The following is a 22051-nucleotide window of genomic DNA, read 5'->3' on the forward strand; positions in this document are numbered from 1 at the left end:
GGTATCGCCCTTCTGGAAGATCGCGGTCGTCCCCGAGCTGCCCTGTGCCGAGAAATTGCTGTTGGCGGTCACCTTGACCTTGCCCGGCGTGGCCTGCGAATAGTCGAGCGACAGCTGCGAGCTCACTCGCGAGGTCTGCGGATCGATCAGCGCGGCGGTCGCGCCCTGGAACAACGTCGACGTGTAGTTGGCGGACGGCGTCGAAACCGCCGTGCCGACGAGGCAGTTGCCCGCCCAGGGCTGGAAGAAGTTGCCCGAGAACACGCCCGGCAGTTCCGGGTGGGGGATGTTGGGATTGAAGGCCGGCCCCGGGGTCGCGGGCGAGCCCGCATTGCCGGGGAAGCTCACGATGCCGCAGGCCGACGCGCTGGTCGCGCCGATGTAGCCGCCTTGCAGCGAATTGGCGGCAATGGCCGTCGAAGGCGCGAGCACCGAGATGCCGATTTCCGGATCCGCGACCGAAGCGAGCGGATTGTTCGCGTCGACCGACGAGTAACCCACGCGGATCACGATCGGCACGAGCACCCCGTTGAGCTGCCCGACGATCATGATGCCCTTCGCCTGGCTGGGCGTGGCGATGACGATCGTCTGCGACTGCCCCGCGATCGGATAGGCGGAGCCCGTCTGCGGCTGGCTCACGAACACGTTGTCCGCGGAACCGTCGGCGTTCTTGCGCAGCGTCCACGGCGTGCCGGTCGTCTGGCACGAGTAGTCGCTGCCCGACGTGATCGTGCAGGAACCGTCCGCATTGAGTGTCTGGTTCCAGTTGACGACGTCGGGCTCCCAGCCCAGCGGATTCGTGCTGCTCTGGTAATTGCCGCCGGCCGGATTGACGTGCACGCCGACCTCGTTGTAATTCCCCGCGACCTTCGTGAAATCCGTCTGCGTGTTGGTGAAGCCGATGAACGGGTAGAAGTCGAAGGTGCGCGACGGCACCACGCCGAGTTTCACGCCGAAGAAGTCGATGCCGGCGAACGCGATCGTCGCGCCGGGGATGCCGCCGCCCACCACGCCCTGGCCGATGAACAGCATCGGCGGATCGGCGCGGTTGATCGTGACCGCGTAGGTGCCGTCGGCGGTGACGCCGTTATCCAGCACCGCCGCGCAGCGGTTCTGCTCGGCCGTCGGCAGCGTGGTCGGATTGTGGAAGGTCCCGTTGATCGTCAGGCCCGCGCGCGTGGTGTTGATCTGTCCGGCCGAAGTCGGCACCGACGACTCGATGAACTGCATCTGGTAGGTCTTCTTGGTCGAATCGAACTTGACCTTCACGTATTCGCCGCTGCCCGATCCGCCGGTAAAGGTGGTGGTGTAGTCGAGCACCGCCGGACACAGGACGGTCGGCGTGGCGGGTGTCGTGTTCGATCCGCTCGGCGGGCAGCTGCTGCCGGAGCACTGGGCGACATTGATCGGGCCCGGATCGTCTCCGCCGCCGCAACCCGAAAAAAACGGCATGGCGAGCACCACGCAAGACAGCATGGTCGTGCTCATATTAGGAATGCGAAGCATTACCCCCTCCTTTGTGGGAAAACTCATCTCCTCCGGCGTCGCTCAACGGCGCGCCGGTTTGTATCGCGCCTGTCGCCAGGCGGTGAAGCAGTTGCACACGCAACAGATCCGCCGGAGCGGGCCGATACCGGACACGGACACACGGACACGCCGCGCGCTTCGAGGCGCGAGCCGATCCGCGGCGCGGCGTGTCAACGCGGCACCTGCAGGCAACGGAATCTGAAGAAATCGATGGTTAGTCGGTCATGCGATCGTACGGAAACGGTGAACGTTCCGCCGCACGAATGGGGAAAGATGCCAGTGACGGTCCTGAAGACCCCTCGTATGTGCGTATCATCCTAGTCTCCGTAGTACGCGCTCATAGTTATCGTGCTGCTTTATTTTTCATGACTATGATCCGATGAATCGAACAAGTAAATTGATGCAGAGTTCCAAACATATGAACCTCGCTCAGGCTTGTCCGATAAAGGCTTTTGACGTTTTTTCAAACGCCATACTTTCTCATATCAAATGGACTTGCGGGGGCTTTCCGACGACTTTCGAACGCCGTCCCCAAGATGATGCGACGCGTCAATTTCGTACAAGTCAGCGATACCGGATTTCGCGACGAAATATGCATCAATGGATGCCCGCGGCACCGCATGCTGCGGGGCGTTTTCGGGCGTGCGCATCGAGCGCGGCATAAGCGGCACTCAATCGCGCCGATCGGGATGGATTGCATGTGAATACTCGCGGCGCTTGAAGCGCATACGAGTCTTTTAAAAAATCAATCGTCTGTCCGATTTTGGACGGCGACGGTCTATCAAGGTTTTTTCTTGTCGGGTATCGGGCCCACAACGCATCGCTTCCGCCTTCGTGTGCGCGGGATCTCCATCGGCGCGGCGGCAGGCGAATGCATGGCCTCCTCGCACGCCTTGTCCCGGAACAACGCATCGCCCGGAAATCCGCGGCCGCGATGCCACGCTATAATCCGCCCCATGAAACTGCTTCGGACCTTCATCCTGCTGCTGATCTGCGCGACGCTGCCCCTCACGGGGCTGGCGGCGAGCGGCTTGGTCGGCGAATGTCCGATGCAGCAGGCGATGTCCACGAACATGGCCGATTCGCCCGCCGACATGCCCGGCTGCGACGTCGTGAAGCCCTCATCGGTCGACAAGGCGAAGACCAAGGGCGCGTTCTGCAAGCTGAGCGCCCAGTGCCAGTTCGGCAGTCTTTACCATCCGACCGCCACGGCCGACGTCAGCCGTCCGGCGGCGCTCGCCAGCCCGGTCGTCTTCCGCTACGTCCAGTCTCTCCCGGTCCGCGACCCGAACGGGTTGTGGCGTCCGCCTCGCAGCCTCTGATCCCGATCTGACAGGTTCACCGCGATCGCGGTGAGGTTCGTCCTATGACAGGACGTGGAATCCCTATGGGGTTCCGCCGTTGGGGTCCAACATGCCATTCATTCCAGGCACGCCGCTGCGCCGGCGTGCTGCCTTGCGCGCGCCCGTCTTGGTTGCCGCGCTTTTCGTCGCGGGCGTCGTTCACGCCCAGCAAGCCCCTTTCACACTCGACGCCGCGCTACGCTCGGCGACGGACCGCTCCGCCTCGATGCAGGCCGCGCAGGCGTCCGTGCGCGCCAGCTCGGAGGCGGCCGTCAAGGCCGGCCAGCTGCCGGACCCGATGCTCAAGGCCGGCATCGACAACCTGCCGATCAACGGCGCGCAGCGCTTCACCGCCGGCCAGGATTTCATGACGATGCGGCGCATCGGCATCGAGCAGGAGTGGGTGTCCGGCGACAAGCGCCGGCTGCGCGCTTCGCTCGCCGACGAGCGAGTCGGCCGCGAGCGCGCCGCTTACCTGATCCAGCTCGCGAACGTCCGCCAGCAAACCGCCGCCGCGTGGCTGAACGCCGCGTATGCCAAACAAGCGCTCGCGTTGCAGCAAGCCTTGCTCGATCACATGAACCATGAGCTTGCCGCGACCCGGGCGTCGTATCGCGGCGCCCGCGCGAGCGCCGCCGACGTGATCCAGGCGCAGGCGATGCTGGCGCAGACCCGGGATCAGGTGCTGAAAGCGCAGCAGGTCTATCAGACCGCGCTCATCGGCCTGTCCCGCTGGACCGCCGCGCCCGTCGCCGAGGTCGGCGGCGAGCCGCCGGCGCCCGAGTCCTTCGTGTCGTCGCTCCCGCCCGACGAGTTGCGGCTGTCGCAGCCGACGCTCGTGGCCGCGGCGGACGATATCGCGGTCGCCGATGCCGACACCGCGGTCGCCGACAGCGAGCGCAGCCCGAACTGGACCTGGGAAATCGCCTACCAGCAGCGCGGCGGCGCGTACTCGAACATGGTGTCCGTGGGCGTCTCGATCCCGCTGCCGCTCAACCGGAAGAATCGCCAGAACCGCGACGTCGCCGAGAAAACCGAGCTCGCGACGAAGGCGCGGCTGACGTACGAGGACACGCTGCGACAGGTCCAGGCCGACATCCGCGCGCAATCCGCGCGCCTCGCCAACGGACGGGAGCGCATCGCCGGCCTGAGCCAGTCCCTGTTGCCCGCGTCGGACCAGCGCGTGCAACTCGCGAACGCCGCGTATCGGGCCGGCACCGGCTCGCTCGCGGACACGTTCGCGGCACGCCGCGCGCAGCTGGAAGCCCGGCTGCAGGTACTCGACCTCAAGCGCGAGGTATCGCAGACCTGGGCCCAACTCGAATATCAGGTCGTGCCGTCGACGATGGCCGCCGCTCAATGATGGAACACGCCATGACACGCAAACCTCTGATGCGCGCGGCGGCGGCGCTGTTCTCCGCTGCCGCGCTGCTCGGCGCGGGCTACTTCGCGGGAACCCGCCATGCTCCGGCGGGCGCCGCCTCGGCGCCCGCCGGCCTCCCGTCGTCCAACGGCCGGACCGATGCCGCCACCGGCAGGAAGGTGCTGTACTGGCACGACCCGATGGTGCCGAAGCAGCACTTCGACAAACCGGGCAAATCGCCCTTCATGAACATGCCGCTCGAACCCGTCTATGCGGATGAAGGCGGCGGCGCGACCGGCATCAGGATCGACCCCGGCCTGCAGCAGAATCTCGGCATTCGCTACGCGACCGTGCGGCGGCGGGACACGACGGAAGGCTTCGATGCCGTCGGCACCACGCAATTCGACGAATCGCGCTCGGACGTCGTCCAATCGCGCGTCACCGGCTATATCGACCGCCTGTATGCGAGCGCGCCGCTGCAGCGGATCGCCCGGGGCGCGCCGATCGCTTCGCTGTTCGTGCCCGACTGGCTCGCCCCGCAGGAGGAGTACCTCGCGCTCAAGCGAGGCGGGATGGATGCCGGCCTGCTCGACGCGTCGCGCGCACGGATGCGGGCGATGTCGATTCCGGACGGCATCGTCGCGAGCCTCGACCGGACCGGTCGCGCACAGACGCACGTCGTCCTGACGTCGCCGGAAACGGGCGTGGTCAGCGAACTGAACGTTCGCGACGGCGCGATGGTCGCGCCGGGGCAAACCCTCGCGAAGATCGCCGGCCTGTCGACGCTCTGGCTCGTCGTCGAGATTCCCGAATCGTCCGCGCTGAGCGTGCAGCCGGGTATGACGGTCGACGCGACGTTCTCCGGCGACCCGACCCGGCACTTCACCGGGCGCATCCGCGAAATCCTGCCGGGCATCAGCACCACCAGCCGCACGCTGCAGGCGCGGCTGGAAATCGACAACGCCGCGCTCAGGCTGACGCCCGGCATGCTGATGCGCGTTCGGGTCGGCGGACGCGACCCGGTATCGCGACTGCTGGTGCCTGCCGAGGCCGTCATCACGACCGGCAAGCGCTCGATCGTCATCGTGAGGAACGGCGACGGCCGGCTTCAGCCGGCGACCGTGACCGTGGGCCGCGACGTCGGCAACGAAACCGAGGTGCTCGGCGGCCTGCGCGACGGCGACACGGTCGTCGCGTCGGGCCAGTTCCTGATCGACTCCGAAGCGAGCCTGAAATCGGTGCTGCCCCGCCTCGAAGACAGCCAGGGCGCGAGCGCCGCGACACCCGCATCCGCGTCCGCGCCGGCCGCCTCCACCCCGGCCTACAGCACCGTCGGCAAGGTCGAGAAGGTGACCGCCGCGGACATCACGTTCTCCCATCAACCCGTGCCGGCGCTCGGCTGGGGGGCGATGACGATGACGTTCCGCAAGCCCTCGCCCGACGCCTTCCCGCAGGTCAGGGTCGGGCAGACCGTGCGCTTCGCCTTCACGCAGTCGGACGACGGCTACCTGTTGACGAAGGCCGAGCCGGCCGGAGGTGCGCAATGATCGCCCGGCTGATTCGATGGTCCATCCACAATCGCTTTCTGGTGCTGCTCGCCACCGTGCTCGTGGCCGGCTGGGGGGTGTACTCCGTTGCCGAGACGCCGCTCGACGCGCTGCCCGACCTGTCCGACACGCAGGTGATCGTGAAGGCCTCGTATCCCGGCAAGGCGTCGCAGGTGATCGAGGACCAGGTCACGTACCCGCTCACCACGACGCTGCTCGGCGTGCCCGGCGCGAAAACCATCCGCGCGTACTCGTCGTTCGGGGATGCGTTCGTCTACGTGCTGTTCGACGACAAGACCGATCAGTACTGGGCGCGCTCTCGCGTGCTCGAATACCTGAACCAGGTACAGAGCCGCCTCCCGCCGGGCGCGACGGTTTCGCTCGGACCGGATGCGACCGGGGTCGGCTGGGTGTACGAGTACGCACTGGTCGACCGGACCGGGCAACACGACCTCGGTCAGCTGCGCGCGCTGAACGACTGGTTCCTGAAGTTCGAGCTGAAGTCGGTGCCGGATGTGTCCGAGGTGGCCAGCATCGGCGGCATGGTGCGCCAGTACCAGGTCGTGCTCGACCCGGACCGGCTGCGCGCGTACGGCATCACGCAGGCCGCGGTGGCCGACGCGCTCGGCCGCGCGAACCAGGAGTCGGGCGGCGCGGTCGTGGAGCTGGCCGAATCCGAATACATGGTGCGCTCGTCCGGCTACCTGCATACGCTCGACGACTTCCGCAACGTCGTCTTGCGCACGAACGAGGCCGGCACGCCGGTACTGCTCGGCGACGTGGCGCGCATCCAGATCGGCCCCGAGATGCGGCGCGGTATCGCCGAGCTGAACGGCCAGGGCGAAGTCGCCGGGGGCGTGATCGTGATGCGCTCGGGCAAGAACGCGCTGACGACCATCGAGGCCGTCAAGGCGAAGCTGGCGGACCTGAAGCGGTCGCTGCCTCCCGGCGTCGAGGTAGTCACGACCTACGACCGCTCGACACTCATCGAGCGCGCGGTGGACAACCTGAAGGACAAGCTCGTCGAGGAGTTCATCATCGTCGGGCTCGTCTGCGCGGTGTTCCTGTTTCATCTGCGCAGCGCGCTCGTCGCGATCCTGTCGCTGCCGCTCGGCGTGCTCGCGGCGTTCATCGTGATGCGTTATCAAGGCGTCAACGCGAACCTCATGTCGCTGGGCGGCATCGCGATCGCGATCGGCGCGATGATCGACGCGGCCATCGTGATGATCGAGAACGCGCACAAGCATCTCGAGGCGTTCGAGCATGAATTTCCGGACCTGCGGATGACGGCCGCGAAGCGCTGGGAACTCATCGCGACCTCCGCCGCCGAGGTCGGCCCCGCGCTGTTCTTCTCGCTGCTCATCATCACGCTGTCGTTCATCCCGGTGTTCTCGCTGGAGGGCCAGGAAGGCAAGCTGTTCTCGCCTCTCGCCTTCACGAAGACCTACACGATCGCGGCGGCGGCCGGCCTGTCGGTCACGCTCGTGCCGGTGCTGATGGGCTACCTCATCCGGGGCAGGATTCCGCACGAGAACGCGAATCCCATCAACCGCGCGCTGATCCGGCTGTACCGCCCGCTGCTCGAAGCGACGCTGCGCCGGCCGTGGGCGGCCATCGGTCTCGCGGTCGTCGCGCTGGCCGTCACGATCGTGCCCGTCTCGCGCCTGGGCAGCGAATTCATGCCGCCGCTCGACGAAGGCGATCTGCTGTACATGCCGACCGCGCTGCCGGGCATTTCCGCCGACAAGGCGAGCGAACTGCTGCAGCAGACCGACCGGCTCATCAAGACGGTGCCCGAGGTCGCCACGGTGTTCGGCAAATCCGGCCGCGCCGACAGCGCCACCGACCCCGCGCCGCTCGAGATGTTCGAGACCACCATCCAGTTCAAGCCGCGCAGCCAGTGGCGGCCGGGCATGACGCCGGAGAAGCTGGTCGACGAACTGGACCGGACCGTGAAGGTGCCCGGATTGTCGAACGTCTGGGTGCCGCCGATCCGCAATCGGCTCGATATGTTGTCCACCGGCATCAAGACGCCGGTGGGCGTCAAGATTTCCGGGCCGGATCTCACGCAGATCGATCGCATCGCGACCCAGGTCGAGGCGGCGGTCAAAGGCGTGCCCGGAGTGAGTTCGGCGCTGGCGGAGCGGCTGAACGGCGGCCGCTACATCGACGTGGACATCGACCGGCTCGCGGCCGCGCGCTACGGGCTGGCCGTCATGGATATCCAGTCGGTCGTGTCGTCGGCGGTGGGCGGCGAGAACGTGGGCGAAGTCGTCGCGGGCCGCGAGCGCTTTCCCATCAACCTGCGCTATCCGCGCGAGATCCGCGACTCGCTCGAGCAGCTCCGGCAGTTGCCGATCGTCACGGAGCGCGGCGCGCAGATCCGGCTCGGCGACGTCGCGCGCGTCGCGATTGCCGACGGGCCGCCGATGATCCGCAGCGAGAATGCGCGGCCCGCCGGGTACGTGTACGTCGATATCCGCGACACCGATTTGCAGTCCGCCGTGAAGGCCATGCAGACCGCGGTGTCCCGTCAGGTCCGGCTGCCGCCCGGCTACTCGATCGCATGGTCGGGTCAGTTCGAGTATCTGGAGCGCGCGGCGGCCAGGCTGCGCACGGTGATTCCCGTGACGCTCGTCGTCATTTTCGTGCTGCTGTTCCTGACCTTCGATTCGGTGGCCGATGCGCTGCTGCTGATGTCGACCGTGCCGTTCGCGCTGGTCGGCGGCTTCTGGCTGATCTGGATGCTCGGTCACTCGGTGTCGGTGGCGACCGCGGTGGGGTTCATCGCGCTCGCGGGCGTCGCGGCGGAGTTCGGCGTCGTGATGCTGCTGTACCTGAAGGCGGCGCTCGATCGTCGCCTGGCGGACGGCGAACCGCTCACCGAGGCGCGGCTGTTCGACGCGATTCGCGAGGGCGCGGTGCTGCGCGTGCGGCCGAAGGCGATGACGGTGGCCGTCGTGCTGGCCGGCCTCGTCCCCATCATGATCGGACACGGCGCGGGCTCCGAAGTCATGCAGCGCATCGCCGCGCCGATGGTCGGCGGCATGGTGACCGCCCCGCTCCTGTCGATGTTCGTGATTCCGGCCGCCTGGTTCCTGTTGCAGCGCCGCCGCGCGGCGCGAGCCGGTGCGCTCCCTTCCCCCGATGCAGTCCCTTCCGGCGCGAACGCGCCGGTCAACCCCACTGGAGAAATCCGATGAAGAAGCTGATTGTTGTCGTGTCCGTCGTCCTGGCCGCCGCGTCTTCCCCGTCCGCCTGGGCGGGCAACGACATGGCCGGCATGGACATGTCGTCCGGCGCATCGCCGACGAACGCCGCGTCGAGCGCCGCGCTGACCGATGCGCAAGTCAGGAAGGTCGACGCCGCGACCGGCATGGTGACGCTGAAGCACGGCGCGCTGGCGAACGTCGGTATGCCGGCGATGACGATGGCGTTCAAAGCGCGGGATGCCGCGATGCTCAAGCAGATCCGGGAAGGCGACAAGGTCCGGGTGCGCGTCGAGGAGATCGACGGCACGCTGACCATCGTGAAGCTCGAAAAACGGCCTTGATGCGGAGCTGACGTCGGGCGCGCGGGTATCGGCCCGCGCGCCGCCGATGTCGATCGGATGAGTGGAATTCCGCTCGCGGCGGGCACGGGCGAATCGTTGCGCCGGTTCGACGGCGGGCGGACGCTGCCTTTCGCCGCCATCGAACGACCCGCTGCCTTGCCGGCACCGTCGCTCGACGCCCCCTCACTCCACCGTCACCGACTTCGCCAGGTTTCTCGGCTTATCGATATCCGTCCCGCGCGCGAGCGCCGCATGAAACGCGAGCAGTTGCATCGGCAGCGTATGGAGAATCGGCGACAACGGCCCGTAATACTCGTTCAACCGGATCACATCGACGCCGTCGCTCGGCGCGATCCCGCAGTCGCTGTCGGCGAACACGAACAGCCGCCCGCTCCTCGCGCTGACTTCGTGCATGTTGGATTTGAGCTTCTCGAACAAGCTGTCGTTCGGCGCGACCGCGACCACCGGCATTTCGCCGCTCACCAGCGCGAGCGGCCCGTGCTTCAGCTCGCCCGCCGCATACGCCTCGGCGTGGATGTACGAAATCTCCTTCATCTTCAGCGCCCCTTCGAGCGCCACCGGAAAATGCATGCCGCGCCCGAGGAACAGGATGTTCTCGCGCCGCGTCAGCAGCTCGGCCCACGCGATGATGTTCGGTTCGAGCGCCAGCACCCGGGTCATCGCATCGGGCAGATGGCGCAGCGCGCGCAGATGCGCCTGCTCGTCCTGTTCCGGCAGCCGCTGTTTCACCTGCGCCAGCGCGAGCGCCAGCATGAACAGCGCGACCAGCTGCGTCGTGAACGCCTTGGTCGACGCGACGCCGATCTCGACGCCCGCCCGCGTGATGAAGTTCAGCGCGCATTCGCGCACCAGTGCGCTGGTGGCGACATTGCAGATCGCGAGCGTATGCGGCATCCCCTGCCGCCGCGCCATCTGAAGCGCGCCGAGCACGTCGGCGGTCTCGCCGCTCTGCGACACCGCGACCACCAGCGTGCGCGGGTTCGGCACGCTGTCCCGATAGCGGTACTCGCTCGCGATCTCCACGTTCACCGGCAGCCGCGCAAGACTTTCGATCCAGTACTTGGCGGTCAGCGCCGCGTGATAGCTGCCGCCGCACGCGAGCAGCAGCACCGAGTCGACCGCGTTGAACACGCGCCACGCGCTGTCGCCGAACCACTCCGGCATCACCGACGTGACGTCCTGCAGCGTATCCGCCACCGCGCGCGGCTGCTCGAAGATCTCCTTCTGCATGTAGTAGCGGTAGAGCCCGAGATCGGCCGCGCCGCTATGCGTGGCCACGCGATGCACGGCCCGCTCGACCCGCTGCCCTTGCGCATCGACGATCCAGTGGCGATGCAGCTGCACGTCGACCACGTCGCCGTTTTCCAGGTAGGCGATCCGGTCCGTGACGTTCGCGAGCGCGATGGCATCCGAGGCGAGAAAGTGCTCGCCGTCGCCCACCCCGACGACCAGCGGCATGCCGTCGCGCGCGCCGACCAGCCGGTGCGGCTCGTCGCGGCACAGCACCGCGATCGCGTAGCTGCCGCGCAGGCGCGCGACCGCATCGCGGACCGCTTCGAACAGGTCTCCGCTGTAGAGACTGTCGATCAGGTGCGCGATCACCTCGCTGTCCGTCTGGCTCGCGAACACGTAGCCGAGCCGTTCGAGTTCGGCGCGCAGCGTCTCGTGGTTTTCGATGATGCCGTTGTGCGACAACGCGATGCGCGGATGCTCGCCGTCCGGCGACACATGCGGATGGGCGTTCCCGGTCACGGGCCGCCCGTGCGTCGCCCAGCGCGTATGCGCGATGCCGGTATAGCCGCTCAACCCATCGCGCGCGATCGCCTCCTGCAGCTGCGCGACCCGCTCGACGCTGCGCGCGCGGACCAGCTTGCGCGCCTGATACAGCGCGACGCCGCACGAATCGTAGCCGCGATATTCAAGCCGCTTCAGACCGTCAACCAGCACCGGCAGGATGTCCCGCTGCGCTACCGCTCCGACAATTCCACACATATCGCTTCTCCACACGTCGTTCTGTTTGTGTCCGTGCTTGCGATACTAAAAGCGTTGATGTGGAATTTTATTTCATAATATATTTATCAATGAAATAATCAGCGAATCAAAATTCATGTTGAAATTTTATTTCATCTCTTCCGCGTTTCCGGAGGCATCTTCGTGACTCAGGTCTCTCTCGACGATCTCGACCTGCGCCTGCTGCGCCTGCTGCAAACCGATGCGTCGCTGACGAACGTCGATCTCGCGAAGCTCGCGCATGCGTCGCCGCCCACCTGCCTGCGCCGCGTGCGCCGCCTGCGCGAGTTGGGGGTGATCGTGCGCGAGATCGCGATCCTCGATCCGCTCGCGTTCGGCCCGACCCTGACCGCGATCATCGAGATCACGCTCGACCGGCAGACGGCCGAGGATCACGCGGCCTTCGAAACGTATATCTGCGCGGAACCGGCCGTCACGCAGTGCTATCGCGTGTCGCCGGGGCCGGACTTCGTCGTGATCGCCGACCTCTCCGACATGGACGCCTACGACGCGCTTGCCCGGCGGCTCTTCACGCACGCGGCGAACGTCCGCAACGTGCGGACGTTCTTCTCGACCTATCGCGCGAAATTCGAAGCCAACGCGCCCGTGCCGGCCGCCGCGCGCGGCGCATAGCGCGCCACCGGTCCGGGCGCTCAGTCGAACTGCGTGCCTTTCTCGATCAGTTCGATCCGGTGGCCGTCCGGGTCTTCGATGAACGCGATCACCGTCCGGCCGTGCTGCATCGGGCCCGCCTCTCGCACGACCCGGTAGCCGAGCACCTTGGCGTCGACGCACGTGCGTGCCGCATCGTCGACCTCGATCGCGATATGGCCGTACGCGTCGCCGTGCGTGTACGCATCGCGATCCCAGTTCCACGTCAGTTCGAGCGCCGCCTCTTCGCGCTCGTCGCGATAGCCGACGAACGCGAGCGTGAAACGCCCCTCCGGATACGCTTGCTGGCGCAGCACCCGCATGCCGAGCGCCCGATGGTAAAACTCGAGCGACGCATTCAGGTCGGTGACGCGCAGCATCGTGTGCAGCATGCGCATGGCGTATCCCCTCCGCTCACGCGTCGACCCGGTAGCCCTTGAACAGGAATACCGGACCGAACGCATAGTGGTCGATCAGTTCGTAGAATCGCTTGATCGTGTCGTTGCGGCAGTGCTGTGCGAAGGCCGCCTCGTCCTCGTACACCTCGTCCAGATAGAAACGATTGCGGTTGTGCTCGTCGCGGATCACCTCGAAGCGCAACGTGCCCGGCTCGCGGGCCAGCGACTCGGCCGCATCGAACAGGCCGGCTTTCGCGAAATCGTCGCGCCGCTCGGACGGTACGTCGAACTGCACCAGAACGTGATAGGTCATGATCTTTCCTCGTGGAGTCAACACGGTGCAGCGGCCGTCGGAACACCTGCCCGGCTGCACCCCGAGTCGCACGATACGACCGCCTGATGCTGAAAAAAAGTAACTTATAATGATTCAATCGCTGACATAAAGTGACGATCATGAAACTGTCCCAGCTCGGGTTCTTCTGCGCGGTCGTGGAGCAGCGCACGATCGCCGCCGCGGCCGAACAACTCCATTGCGTCCCGTCGAACATCACGACGCGCCTGCGCGAACTGGAAGCGCTGCTCGGCGTGACGCTGTTCAGCCGCGAACGGAATCGCCTGCTGGTCACGCCCGAAGGGCGGCTGCTGTACGACCGGGCAAAGGCGCTGCTCGGCGCGGCCGACGACACGCGGCAGCTGTTCGCGGGCGAGCGGCGTGCCGGCGCGCTACGGCTCGGCGCGCTCGACGTCGCGCTCGGCAGCCATCTGCCGAAACGGATCGCCGAATACCGGCGTGCGATGCCCGGCGTCGAACTGCACGTCCACCCCGGCCATTCGTTCGCGCTCGAACGCCGGCTGATCGACGGCGAGCTGGACCTGATCGTATCCGACGGCCCGATCGAACATCCGCTGCTCGCGAGTTCGCTCGCGTTTCGCGAAACCCTGAAGCTCGTCACGCCGCGCGCGCTGCGCACGCCGTCGCCCGCCCGGCTCGCCGAATTCGAAATGTACGTGTTCGGCACCGACTGCTATTACCGCCAGCAGGTCGACGAGTGGCTCGCGCGCACCGGCGCCGCGCCGCGCGCATTGCTTGAGGTCGAGTCGTATCCGGTCATGTTCGCGTGCGTCGCGGCGGGTCACGGCATCGCGTGCGCGCCGGAGAGCTTCATCCGCGCCAGCGTCGATGCCGCCGGCCTGCGCGCGCATGCGCTCGATGCGATCGGCGAAAGCCATCTCTACTTCATCTGGCGCAAGCAGCAGCGCTCGACGCTGATCGCGGAGTTCATCGACATCGTCGCGGCGCCCCCGCGCGGCTGACGCCGCGGGAGCGCCGCGCGAGGCCGTCAGGCGTGCGCGACGTCGAGCACCACCTTGCCGATGTGGCGGCTCGCTTCCAGCATCTCGTGCGCGCCGCACGCATCGGCCAGCGCGAAGCGCGCATGGACCAGCGGCTTCAGCTCGCCCTTCTCGAACAGCGGCCACACCTGACGCTGCAGTTCGTCGATCAGCGCCGCCTTCTCCGCATACGACCGCGAGCGCAGCGTCGAGCCGATGTGCGTCAGGCGTTTGGTCAACATCGGAAAGAGATCGACGTTCTGCGCCGGCCCCTTGATCACGCCGATCTGCACGATCCGTCCGTTCATCGCGGCAGCCCGGTAGTTGCGCGCGACATAGTCGCCCGCGACGATGTCGACGATCACGTCGGCGCCCCGGCCGGCCGTGATGCCCAGCACCGCTTCCACGAAGTCCGTGTCCCGGTAGTTGATTGCGTGATCGGCGCCGAGCCGCAGGCTGGCCTCGCGTTGCGCATCGGAGCTGACCGTCGTGATGACGGTCGAAGCGCCGAAGGCCTTCGCGAGCATTGTCGCGGTCGTGCCGATCCCCGACGCGCCGCCGTGGATCAACACGGTCTCGCCCGCCGCCAGGCGGCCGCGTTGGAAGAGGTTCAGCCACACCGTCATGAAGGTCTCGGGGACCGCCGCCGCCTCGGCGAAGCTCAGCCGGTCGGGGATCGCCAGCGCGTTGGTTTCGTGCGCGACCGCGTACTGCGCATAGCCGCCGCCCGGAATCAGCGCGCAGACCCGGTCTCCCGGCGCGAAGCGCGTAACCCGCGCGCCCACCGCGACCACCTCGCCCGCCACTTCGAGCCCGGGAATATCGGGAGCGCCCGGCGGCGGATCGTACAGGCCCTTGCGCTGCAGGACGTCCGGTCCGTTCACGCCGGCCGCGTGCACGCGGATCAGGATCTGTTCGGCGTCGGGCGCCGAGACCGGCCGGGCGGCGGGCACGAGCACGTCGGGGCCGCCGGGGCGGGTAATCTCGATGGCCGTCATGGTCGACGGCAGGGTCTGGCTGCGCGCATGCATCGCTTCACCTCGAAACAGGCCGCGGCCGCGATGACGCCGGAATGGAATCTTGAATCGCGGCTGCAAGGAGTGAATCGAGTGTAGCTTTCGCCGCGCCGGAATCTGTGCTGCAATTTGCCGATCGAATCATGCAAATTTGCATCGGCGAAGGAACACGATGAACTGGGATGACGCGCGGATTTTTCTCGCGGTGCAGCGCGACCGGACACTGCGCGCGGCGGCGCGTACGCTGAAGCTCGATCAGGCCACGGTCGGCCGCCGCATCGCGGCGCTGGAGCACACGCTCGGCGCGACGCTGTTCCTGCGCACGTCGGGCGGCTATGTCCCGACTGCCGCCGGCCAGCTCGCGCTGCGCGCGGCGGAGAGCATGGAGGCATCCGCGCACGACTTCGTGCGGCAGATGCACGGCATCGACAGGAAGCTGGCGGGCGACGTGCGGATCACCACCACCGATTCGATCGCGCTGGAATTCCTGATCCCCACGCTGGAGAAGCTGCACGCCGCCCATCCCGATCTGCGGTTTCAGCTCAACACGTCCACCCACGTGCTCAATCTCGCGAAGCGCGAAGCGGACATCGCGGTGCGCACCGTCAAGCCGGACAACCCGGATCTGCTCGCACGCCGTCTCGCGCGCTGGCCGGTCGGGCTGTACGCATCGGCCGGCTATCTGGCCCGGCGCGGCGAACCGGCGCCGGGCACCGCGTTCGCGGGCCACGATCTCGCCGTCTATCAGCCTCATCTCGGTCTGTCCCGCGCGCCGACGCTGTGCGGCGAGCCGATTCACGGCGGACGGATCGTCGCGGGCGTCAATTCGAACCTGATGCTGCGCGCATCGATCCGGCTCGGTATCGGGCTGGGCGCGTTGCCCGTGCATCTCGGCGAGCGCGACGGGCTCGTGCGGATCTGGCCGTCGCGCACGGACGAATCGCCGTACGAGGTGTGGCTCGTCACGCATCAGGATCTCCGCCACACCGCACGCATCCGCGCGACGATCGACGGAATCGTCGCCGCATTCGCCCCGGCCGCCTGATCAGGCGGCCGGGGCGTCCTGCCTTGCGTCGTACGCGTCGCGCGCCGCGACCACCGCGTCGATGTGGGTCTCCGCCCACGCGATGATCGGCGTCAGCGAACGGGCGAGCGTCGCGCCGAGCGGCGTCAGCGCGTATTCGACCGACACCGGCACCGTCGCGTAGACGGTCCGGCTCAGCAGCCCGTCGCGCTCGAGGCGCTTCAGCGTCTGCGACAGCACCTTCTGCGACAGCCCCTCGACCTGCCTGAGCAGCGCGTTGAACCGCAGCGGCTGATGAATCAGCAGCGCGAGGATCAGCACGGTCCATTTGTCGGCGATCCGGTCGAGCACGAGCCGCGTCGGGCATTCGGATGCGTAGACGTTGCCTTTTTGCGGCACGTCGAGCAACGAAGGTTTCCTGCCGGTAACCAACTCACTTTGCGGTGCGTTCTTCCCCATGACTCCCATCCGGACTATAGTTTCCGCCAGTAACTACCTGACCCGGAGATACTAGCACTTGCGCCGAAGCCCGCTTTACCGCACGCGGCCCCCGCTGCTTCCTTAGTTAAGCAAAGCATTCAGCAAGAGGTGGCCGCGCGCCTTCATCGCGCATCGGACCCGTCGTACTCAGCCATTCGCCGCGCCCGGCCGGTCCTGTTCCGGCGCGCCCGGCACCCACCGCTCTCAATGGAATCCTCATGACCCTGCGATCTCTCGCGGCTTTCGCCGCCACCGTCGCCGCGCTGTTCGGCGCGGCCGCCGCCCATGCGGCCCCTGCCGCCGCCCCGCTGCACATCGACGTCTACAACCCGGGCGAGAAAAGCACGTTCCCCGTGTCGTCCGAAATCGTCACCGGCAAGACCGGCGCGCTGCTCATCGACGCGCAGTTCCAGCGCAACGACGCCGAGGCGCTGGTACGCAAGATCAAGGCGACCGGCAAGCCGCTGAAGCTCGTCTACATCAGCCACAGCGACCCGGACTACTACTTCGGGCTCGACACGATCAAGGCCACCTTCCCCGACGCGAAGATCGTCGCGACGCCGCAGACGGTTGCCGCGATCCGCGCGAACAAGGACGACAAGCTCGCGTACTGGGGGCCGATCCTGAAGGACAACGCACCGCGCGCGCTCGTCGTGCCCGAGCCGCTCGCGGGCGACACGCTCACGCTCGACGGCCAGACGCTGCGCATCGTCGGCCTCGACGGCCCGTCGCCGGACCGCACGTTCGTATCGATTCCGTCGGCGCACGCCGTGGTCGGCGGCATTCCGGTGGCGGCGAACATCCACGTGTGGATCGCGGATACCCAAACGCCCCAATCGCGCGCGAACTGGCTCAAGACGCTCGAGCGCATCGACGCGCTGAACCCGCGCCGCGTCGTGCCGGGCCACTACCTGCCGAACCCCGACGGCAGCGAGCCGTTCACGCTCGCCTCGGTGCGCTTCACCCGCGACTATCTGAAGGCGTTCGAAGCCGAGGCCGCGAAGGCGCCGGATTCCGCCGCGCTGATCGCCGCGATGAAGGCCCGCTATCCCGGCCTCGCCGACGTGTCGTCGCTCGAATTGAGCGCGAAGGTCATCAAGGGCGAGATGCAGTGGCCGGTCAGCGCCGCCGCGCCCGCGTTCCCCGCCGCGGGCAAGAAGGTGCGCGTCCGCTTCGGCGACACCGGCTTCCTGCTCGACTTCAAGAACGACCGCACGATGACGTTCACCGGTCTCGACGGCCAGTTCACCGGCCTGACGGACACCGTGGAATACCACGCGACCCTGCTGCGCCCGCAGATCTACATGGTGTACTGGCACGAGCCGCATACCGGCGACAACGTCGTGCATGTCGAAGATTTCGAGAAGGGCATCGTCTACTCGAACATCGTGCATTCGAACGGCGAGACGCTGCACCTGAAGGGCACGCTGCAGTTCGACACCGCGCAGTAACCTCCCCGGTCGCCCCGGCGTCAAGCGACGACGGGGCGCCGGACCGTGCGCGAGCCGCGCGCGGTCCCGCCTCCCCATCCAGCCTCGCCCCGCCTCGCCCGTCATGCCGGCCTTGCTTGCAGAAATGATATGTTATATTGTTTCGAATCCTATGCTCCTCGCCGGGTCCTCCGATGATTCGCAAAAACCCGTCCGGCCATCTGCCGACGATCGCCCAGTCCGCCTACGTCGACCAGACCGCGATCATCTGCGGCAAGGTCGTGATCCACGACAACGTATTCGTCGGCCCGTACGCGGTGATCCGTGCCGACGAGGTCGATGCGTCCGGCGACATGCAGCCGATCGTGATCGGCGCGAACTCGAACATCCAGGACGGCGTCGTGATCCATTCGAAATCGGGCGCGGCCGTGACCATCGGCGAACATACGTCGATCGCGCACCGCTCGATCATCCACGGTCCATGCGAGGTCGGCGACCGCGTGTTCATCGGCTTCAACAGCGTGCTGTTCAACTGCGCGGTCGGCGCCGGCTGCGTGGTGCGGCACAACGCCGTCGTCGACGGCTGCTCGCTGCCGCCCGGTTTCTATGTCGCCTCGACCGAACGCATCGGCCCGCGCACCGACCTCGCGCAGTTGCCGAAGGTGAGCGTCTCCGCGACCGAATTCTCGGAGGACGTCGCGCGCACCAACGTCGACCTGGTACGCGGCTACAAAGCGCTGCAGAACGAGTTCTGACGATGACGACCCTGCTGATCCGGCATGCGCGGCTCGTCAACGAAGGGCGGGAGTTCGACGCGGACCTGCGCGTCCGGAACGGCCGCATCGAGCAGATCGCCGGCAGTCTCGACGGCCGGCCGGGCGAGCACGCGCTCGATGCGCGCGGCGCGTGGCTGCTGCCGGGCATGATCGACGACCAGGTGCATTTCCGCGAACCGGGCGCGCCGCGCAAGGGGACGATCGCGACGGAATCGCGCGCGGCCGTCGCGGGCGGCATCACGAGCTTCATGGACATGCCGAACACGTCGCCGCCGACGCTGACGCTCGACGCGCTCGCCGACAAGGAGCGGCGCGCGGCGCTGCACTCGGTCGCGAACTACGGCTTCCACGTGGGCGTGAGCCGCGACAATCTCGACACGATCGCCGCGCTCGATCCGTGCCGCGCCGCCGGCGTGAAGGTGTTCATGGGCGCGAGCACCGGCGACATGCTGGTCGACGACCCCGCCGTACTGGAGCGGCTGTTCGCCGTATGCCGGCTGCCGCTGCTCACGCATTGCGAAGCCACGCCGCGCATCCGCGCGCGGGAAGCCGAATGGAGCGCGCGGTTCGGCGCCGAGATCCCGCCCGACCAGCATCCGCTGATCCGCGACGGCGAAGCGTGCTACCAATCGTCGAGCCTGGCCGTTTCGCTTGCGAAGCGCTTCGGCACCCAGCTGCACGTGCTGCACATCACGACGGCGCGCGAACTTGAACTGTTCGAACCCGCCCCGAGCGCGGGCAAGGCGATCACCGCCGAAGCCTGCATCCATCATCTGCTGTTCGACGATCGCGACTACGCGCGCCTCGGCCACCGCATCAAATGCAATCCGGCGATCAAGACCCGCGCCGATCGCGACGCACTGCGCGCCGCGCTGTCGAGCGGCCGGATCGACGTGATCGGCACCGATCACGCGCCGCACACGCTCGCCGACAAGCAGCGCGCGTACCTCGACGCATCGGCGGGGCTGCCGCTCGCCGAGCATGCGCTGCCCGCGCTGCTCGAACTCGCGGCCGACGGCGTCGTGCCGCTCGCGACGCTCGTCGCGAAGACCAGCCATGCGGTCGCCGACCGTTTCTCGATCGAACAGCGCGGCTATCTGCGCGAAGGCTACTGGGCGGATCTCGCGCTGGTCGAACGGCTCGCGCAGCCGCGTCCCGTCCGCGATCTGCCGGTGCTCGCGCGCTGCGGCTGGACGCCGTTCGAGCATCACGGCTTCCGTCATGCAGTGCGCGCGACGATCGTGTCCGGGCAGATCGCCTGGCTCGACGGCCGACTGCACGACGACTGCCAGGGCCTGCCGCTTCGTTTCGCGCGCTGACGCGCCGGGCGGAATAACCCCGCACGCGCGATGCGACGCGCGACCCGGCGCGGCGCCCTCGACCGCTCAACCGTCCGCTTCGCGCCCGGCCTCGGCGAGGCTCAGCATCGTCTCGACGAACGCGACGAAGGTGCGCGCCTTCGCGCTCGCCATGCGGCCGCCCGGAAACACCGCCCACAGCTCGACGCCCGGCAGCGTCCAGTCGGTCAGCACCGCCTGCACCGCGTGGCTGCGCAGCACGTCGGCGAACATCCACTCGGACGCGACGGCAAGACCCAGATCGGCCAGTACCGCGGCGCGCACCCCTTCCGCCGCGTGCACGCGCAGCCGGCCCGACGTCTCGACCGCCACCTCGGTATGCTCGCGCCGAAACTTCCACGCCGCGCCGGCGCCGCGCGGATCGTAGACGAGCATCTGGTGCGCGACCAGATCCTCCGGCTCGCGCGGCACGCCCGCTCGCCGGAGATAGGCGGGCGTGCCGATCACCCGTCGCGGACTCGCGCCGATCTTGCGCGCGATCATGCTCGAGTCGAGCAACCCCGTCCCCATTCGCAACGCGACGTCGATGCCCTCGCCCACCGGATCGATCTGCCGGTCGTCGAGCACGAATTCCACCGACAAATCCGGATGCTCGTCGAGAAACGCCTGCATGTGCGGCACGACGTGCAAGCGCGCGAACGTCACCGCCGCGCAGACGCGCAGCGTGCCGTTCAGCCCCGCCCCCGCGCCGCGCGCCGCGAACTCCGCCTCGTCGGCCTCGTCGATCGCCCGCTTCGCGCGCTCGTAGAACTTCCGGCCGGCCTCGGTCGGCGCAAGGCCGCGCGTCGAGCGCGCGAGCAGGCGCACGCCGAGCCGGGTCTCCAGCTGCGCAACCGATTTCGATACCGCGGGCTGCCCCACCTTCAGGCGACGCGCGGCGCCCGAGAACGAACCGGCCTCGATCACGCTGACGAATGTTTCCATCGCAGTCAAACGATCCATGGCGGCATTCCTCCGTGGAATAAAGCGTAGCACCGGCAGCGAAAATGTCCGTGTCGAGCAGCCCTCGCCCCGGCCGTCAAATTCTACTTTACTGGAATTATTTTCCAGTAAAGTAGAGCCCATGGACATCAATCGACTGATCGCCCGGCGCGTTCGCGAACTGCGCGACCGCGCCGGCTACTCCCTCGACGCGCTCGCCGAACGCAGCAAGGTGAGCCGCTCGACCATCTCGCTGATCGAACGCGCGCAGAGCAGCCCGACGGCCGCCGTACTGGAACGGCTCGCGACCGCGCTCGGCGCGTCGCTCGCGTCGCTGTTCGAGGAACCCGCGTCGGAGGCGGCGTCTCCGCTGTCGCGCGCCACCGATCAGCCGCAATGGCGGGATCCCGCGTCGGGCTACGTCCGCCGCAACCTGTCGCCCGCGGTCGCATCGCCGCTGCAGCTCGTCGAGGTGCGTTTTCCCGCCGGCGAGCGGGTCGCATACGACACCGGCGAGCGCGACACCGACATCCACCAGCAGATCTGGATGCTCGAAGGCGAAATGGACATCACGAGCGGCAGCGACACCTGGCGCGTCGCGCCGGGCGACTGCCTCGCGATGCGGCTCGACCGCCCCACCCTGTTCTTCAATCCGACCCGCAAGGCCGCGCGCTATCTGGTCGCGCTGACCATCGTGACGCCGCACCCCGCGAGGCGCACGCCATGAGCAGCGCGATCGCGGTACGCCGGCTCGATGCCGCCGCAGCGGCGGCATGCGTCGACGCGCTGGCCGACGTGCTGATCGATTGCGTCGACGGCGGCGCGTCGGTGAGCTTCATGTGGCCGCTCGCGCGCGACAAGGCGCTGGCGTTCTGGCGCGGCGTCGCGGCAAGCGTCGCGCGCGGCGAGCGGATGCTGTTCGTCGCGGAGGATACGGCGGGCCGCATCGTCGGCACCGTGCAGCTGCTAACCGATCTGCCCGAGAACCAGCCGCACCGCGCCGACGTCGCGAAACTGCTCGTGCACCGCGCTGCGCGCCGGCAAGGCGTCGCGCAGCGCCTGCTGGCCGTGCTGGAATCCGCCGCGCGCGACGCCGGCAGGACCGTGCTCGTCCTCGATACGGTCACCGGCGGCGCGGCGGAGCCGCTGTACGCGGGCTCGGGCTGGCAACGGGTCGGCATCGTGCCGGACTACGCGCTGATGCCGGACGGCGCGCTCTGCTCGACGACCTTCTTCTGCAAACGGCTGCACGCGGATTGACGCTGTACAAAAATAGACAGGCCAAAGTAATACATATGTAA

Annotated in this window: 20 protein-coding genes; 13 read left to right on the top strand and 7 right to left on the bottom strand. The window is 67.6% G+C overall.

The window, feature by feature from the left end; all coding sequences use genetic code 11:
- Nucleotides 1-1506, bottom strand: a 1506-nt coding sequence (locus RZR99_RS21110) for a DUF2957 domain-containing protein (protein WP_323121722.1), incomplete at its 3' end; no start/stop codon positions are given.
- 977 nt (nt 1507-2483) lie between these two features.
- Here RZR99_RS21110 and RZR99_RS21115 point away from each other — a divergent pair.
- The 5 genes from RZR99_RS21115 (at nt 2484) to RZR99_RS21135 (ending at nt 9333) form a co-directional block, all read left to right on the top strand.
- Entirely contained in the window at nt 2484-2849 is a 366-nt protein-coding gene (locus RZR99_RS21115; protein WP_323121723.1) for a hypothetical protein, read from the top strand.
- A 91-nt stretch (nt 2850-2940) separates the two neighbouring features.
- Nucleotides 2941-4233, top strand: coding sequence for a TolC family protein (locus tag RZR99_RS21120; protein WP_323121724.1), 1293 nt, complete (start codon nt 2941-2943; stop codon nt 4231-4233).
- An 11-nt stretch (nt 4234-4244) separates the two neighbouring features.
- Nucleotides 4245-5780 (top strand): efflux RND transporter periplasmic adaptor subunit, encoded by a 1536-nt coding sequence (locus RZR99_RS21125; RefSeq protein ID WP_323121725.1) that lies wholly within the window; start codon nt 4245-4247, stop codon nt 5778-5780.
- Nucleotides 5777-8983: an efflux RND transporter permease subunit gene (locus tag RZR99_RS21130; RefSeq protein ID WP_323121726.1), complete on the top strand. Its 3207-nt coding sequence runs from the start codon at nt 5777-5779 to the stop codon at nt 8981-8983. The genes RZR99_RS21125 and RZR99_RS21130 overlap by 4 nt, the downstream gene beginning before the upstream one ends.
- On the top strand, nt 8980-9333 hold the full coding sequence (locus RZR99_RS21135) for a copper-binding protein (protein WP_323121727.1): 354 nt from the start codon (nt 8980-8982) through the stop codon (nt 9331-9333). Before RZR99_RS21130 ends, RZR99_RS21135 begins: the two co-directional genes overlap by 4 nt.
- Nucleotides 9334-9516: 183 nt before the next feature.
- Here the strand turns inward: RZR99_RS21135 and glmS are convergent, their stop codons facing one another.
- Complete coding sequence (glmS, locus tag RZR99_RS21140; RefSeq protein WP_323121728.1) at nt 9517-11346, bottom strand: glutamine--fructose-6-phosphate transaminase (isomerizing); 1830 nt, start codon at nt 11344-11346, stop codon at nt 9517-9519.
- A gap of 162 nt (nt 11347-11508) precedes the next feature.
- Between glmS and RZR99_RS21145 the strand changes: the two genes are divergently transcribed.
- Nucleotides 11509-11997 (top strand): Lrp/AsnC family transcriptional regulator, encoded by a 489-nt coding sequence (locus RZR99_RS21145; RefSeq protein ID WP_323121729.1) that lies wholly within the window; start codon nt 11509-11511, stop codon nt 11995-11997.
- Nucleotides 11998-12017: 20 nt separating this feature from the next.
- On the opposite strand, the gene gloA is transcribed toward RZR99_RS21145, so the two are convergent.
- Together gloA and RZR99_RS21155 are read right to left on the bottom strand one after the other, a co-directional pair.
- Entirely contained in the window at nt 12018-12413 is a 396-nt protein-coding gene (gene gloA / locus RZR99_RS21150; protein ID WP_323121730.1) for a lactoylglutathione lyase, read from the bottom strand.
- 16 nt (nt 12414-12429) lie between these two features.
- Nucleotides 12430-12726, bottom strand: a complete 297-nt coding sequence (locus RZR99_RS21155; RefSeq protein WP_323121731.1) for a putative quinol monooxygenase — start codon at nt 12724-12726, stop codon at nt 12430-12432.
- Between the two features lie 140 nt (nt 12727-12866).
- Between RZR99_RS21155 and RZR99_RS21160 the strand changes: the two genes are divergently transcribed.
- A complete protein-coding gene (locus RZR99_RS21160) occupies nt 12867-13727 on the top strand; it encodes a LysR family transcriptional regulator (RefSeq protein WP_323121732.1) in 861 nt (286 codons plus the stop codon).
- A gap of 26 nt (nt 13728-13753) precedes the next feature.
- Here the strand turns inward: RZR99_RS21160 and RZR99_RS21165 are convergent, their stop codons facing one another.
- Entirely contained in the window at nt 13754-14776 is a 1023-nt protein-coding gene (locus RZR99_RS21165) for an NAD(P)H-quinone oxidoreductase (RefSeq protein WP_323121733.1), read from the bottom strand.
- Between the two features lie 157 nt (nt 14777-14933).
- Between RZR99_RS21165 and RZR99_RS21170 the strand changes: the two genes are divergently transcribed.
- Nucleotides 14934-15806, top strand: coding sequence for a LysR family transcriptional regulator (locus tag RZR99_RS21170; RefSeq protein WP_323121734.1), 873 nt, complete (start codon nt 14934-14936; stop codon nt 15804-15806).
- On the opposite strand, the gene RZR99_RS21175 is transcribed toward RZR99_RS21170, so the two are convergent.
- Complete coding sequence (locus RZR99_RS21175; protein WP_323121735.1) at nt 15807-16253, bottom strand: winged helix-turn-helix transcriptional regulator; 447 nt, start codon at nt 16251-16253, stop codon at nt 15807-15809.
- Between the two features lie 230 nt (nt 16254-16483).
- Between RZR99_RS21175 and RZR99_RS21180 the strand changes: the two genes are divergently transcribed.
- The 3 genes from RZR99_RS21180 to RZR99_RS21190 all read left to right on the top strand — a co-directional run bounded on the left by RZR99_RS21180 (nt 16484) and on the right by RZR99_RS21190 (nt 19790).
- Entirely contained in the window at nt 16484-17716 is a 1233-nt protein-coding gene (locus RZR99_RS21180) for an MBL fold metallo-hydrolase (protein ID WP_323121736.1), read from the top strand.
- 173 nt (nt 17717-17889) lie between these two features.
- Complete coding sequence (locus RZR99_RS21185; RefSeq protein WP_323121737.1) at nt 17890-18450, top strand: gamma carbonic anhydrase family protein; 561 nt, start codon at nt 17890-17892, stop codon at nt 18448-18450.
- A 2-nt stretch (nt 18451-18452) separates the two neighbouring features.
- Nucleotides 18453-19790: a dihydroorotase gene (locus RZR99_RS21190; protein WP_323121738.1), complete on the top strand. Its 1338-nt coding sequence runs from the start codon at nt 18453-18455 to the stop codon at nt 19788-19790.
- Between the two features lie 66 nt (nt 19791-19856).
- Here the strand turns inward: RZR99_RS21190 and RZR99_RS21195 are convergent, their stop codons facing one another.
- Nucleotides 19857-20771, bottom strand: a complete 915-nt coding sequence (locus tag RZR99_RS21195; RefSeq protein ID WP_323121739.1) for a LysR family transcriptional regulator — start codon at nt 20769-20771, stop codon at nt 19857-19859.
- 121 nt (nt 20772-20892) lie between these two features.
- Between RZR99_RS21195 and RZR99_RS21200 the strand changes: the two genes are divergently transcribed.
- The gene (locus tag RZR99_RS21200) at nt 20893-21477 is read left to right on the top strand and encodes a helix-turn-helix domain-containing protein (RefSeq protein WP_323121740.1); all 585 of its coding nucleotides are present in this window, start codon (nt 20893-20895) and stop codon (nt 21475-21477) included.
- Entirely contained in the window at nt 21474-22010 is a 537-nt protein-coding gene (locus RZR99_RS21205; RefSeq protein WP_323121741.1) for a GNAT family N-acetyltransferase, read from the top strand. Before RZR99_RS21200 ends, RZR99_RS21205 begins: the two co-directional genes overlap by 4 nt.
- Nucleotides 22011-22051 lie beyond the last annotated feature (41 nt).

The sequence above is a fragment of the Burkholderia alba genome, assembly GCF_034721475.1.
Taxonomy (GTDB): Bacteria; Pseudomonadota; Gammaproteobacteria; order Burkholderiales; family Burkholderiaceae; genus Burkholderia; species Burkholderia alba.

Coding starts and splice junctions, on each gene's coding strand:
- RZR99_RS21195 (WP_323121739.1), bottom strand. CDS start 20,771: ATGGATCGTTTGACTGCGATGGAAACATTCGTCAGCGTGATCGAGGCC.
- RZR99_RS21135 (WP_323121727.1), top strand. CDS start 8,980: ATGAAGAAGCTGATTGTTGTCGTGTCCGTCGTCCTGGCCGCCGCGTCT.
- gloA (WP_323121730.1), bottom strand. CDS start 12,413: ATGCGCATGCTGCACACGATGCTGCGCGTCACCGACCTGAATGCGTCG.
- RZR99_RS21115 (WP_323121723.1), top strand. CDS start 2,484: ATGAAACTGCTTCGGACCTTCATCCTGCTGCTGATCTGCGCGACGCTG.
- RZR99_RS21120 (WP_323121724.1), top strand. CDS start 2,941: ATGCCATTCATTCCAGGCACGCCGCTGCGCCGGCGTGCTGCCTTGCGC.
- RZR99_RS21175 (WP_323121735.1), bottom strand. CDS start 16,253: ATGGGAGTCATGGGGAAGAACGCACCGCAAAGTGAGTTGGTTACCGGC.
- glmS (WP_323121728.1), bottom strand. CDS start 11,346: ATGTGTGGAATTGTCGGAGCGGTAGCGCAGCGGGACATCCTGCCGGTG.
- RZR99_RS21125 (WP_323121725.1), top strand. CDS start 4,245: ATGACACGCAAACCTCTGATGCGCGCGGCGGCGGCGCTGTTCTCCGCT.
- RZR99_RS21190 (WP_323121738.1), top strand. CDS start 18,453: ATGACGACCCTGCTGATCCGGCATGCGCGGCTCGTCAACGAAGGGCGG.
- RZR99_RS21155 (WP_323121731.1), bottom strand. CDS start 12,726: ATGACCTATCACGTTCTGGTGCAGTTCGACGTACCGTCCGAGCGGCGC.
- RZR99_RS21130 (WP_323121726.1), top strand. CDS start 5,777: ATGATCGCCCGGCTGATTCGATGGTCCATCCACAATCGCTTTCTGGTG.
- RZR99_RS21205 (WP_323121741.1), top strand. CDS start 21,474: ATGAGCAGCGCGATCGCGGTACGCCGGCTCGATGCCGCCGCAGCGGCG.
- RZR99_RS21180 (WP_323121736.1), top strand. CDS start 16,484: ATGACCCTGCGATCTCTCGCGGCTTTCGCCGCCACCGTCGCCGCGCTG.
- RZR99_RS21170 (WP_323121734.1), top strand. CDS start 14,934: ATGAACTGGGATGACGCGCGGATTTTTCTCGCGGTGCAGCGCGACCGG.
- RZR99_RS21160 (WP_323121732.1), top strand. CDS start 12,867: ATGAAACTGTCCCAGCTCGGGTTCTTCTGCGCGGTCGTGGAGCAGCGC.
- RZR99_RS21200 (WP_323121740.1), top strand. CDS start 20,893: ATGGACATCAATCGACTGATCGCCCGGCGCGTTCGCGAACTGCGCGAC.
- RZR99_RS21185 (WP_323121737.1), top strand. CDS start 17,890: ATGATTCGCAAAAACCCGTCCGGCCATCTGCCGACGATCGCCCAGTCC.
- RZR99_RS21165 (WP_323121733.1), bottom strand. CDS start 14,776: ATGCATGCGCGCAGCCAGACCCTGCCGTCGACCATGACGGCCATCGAG.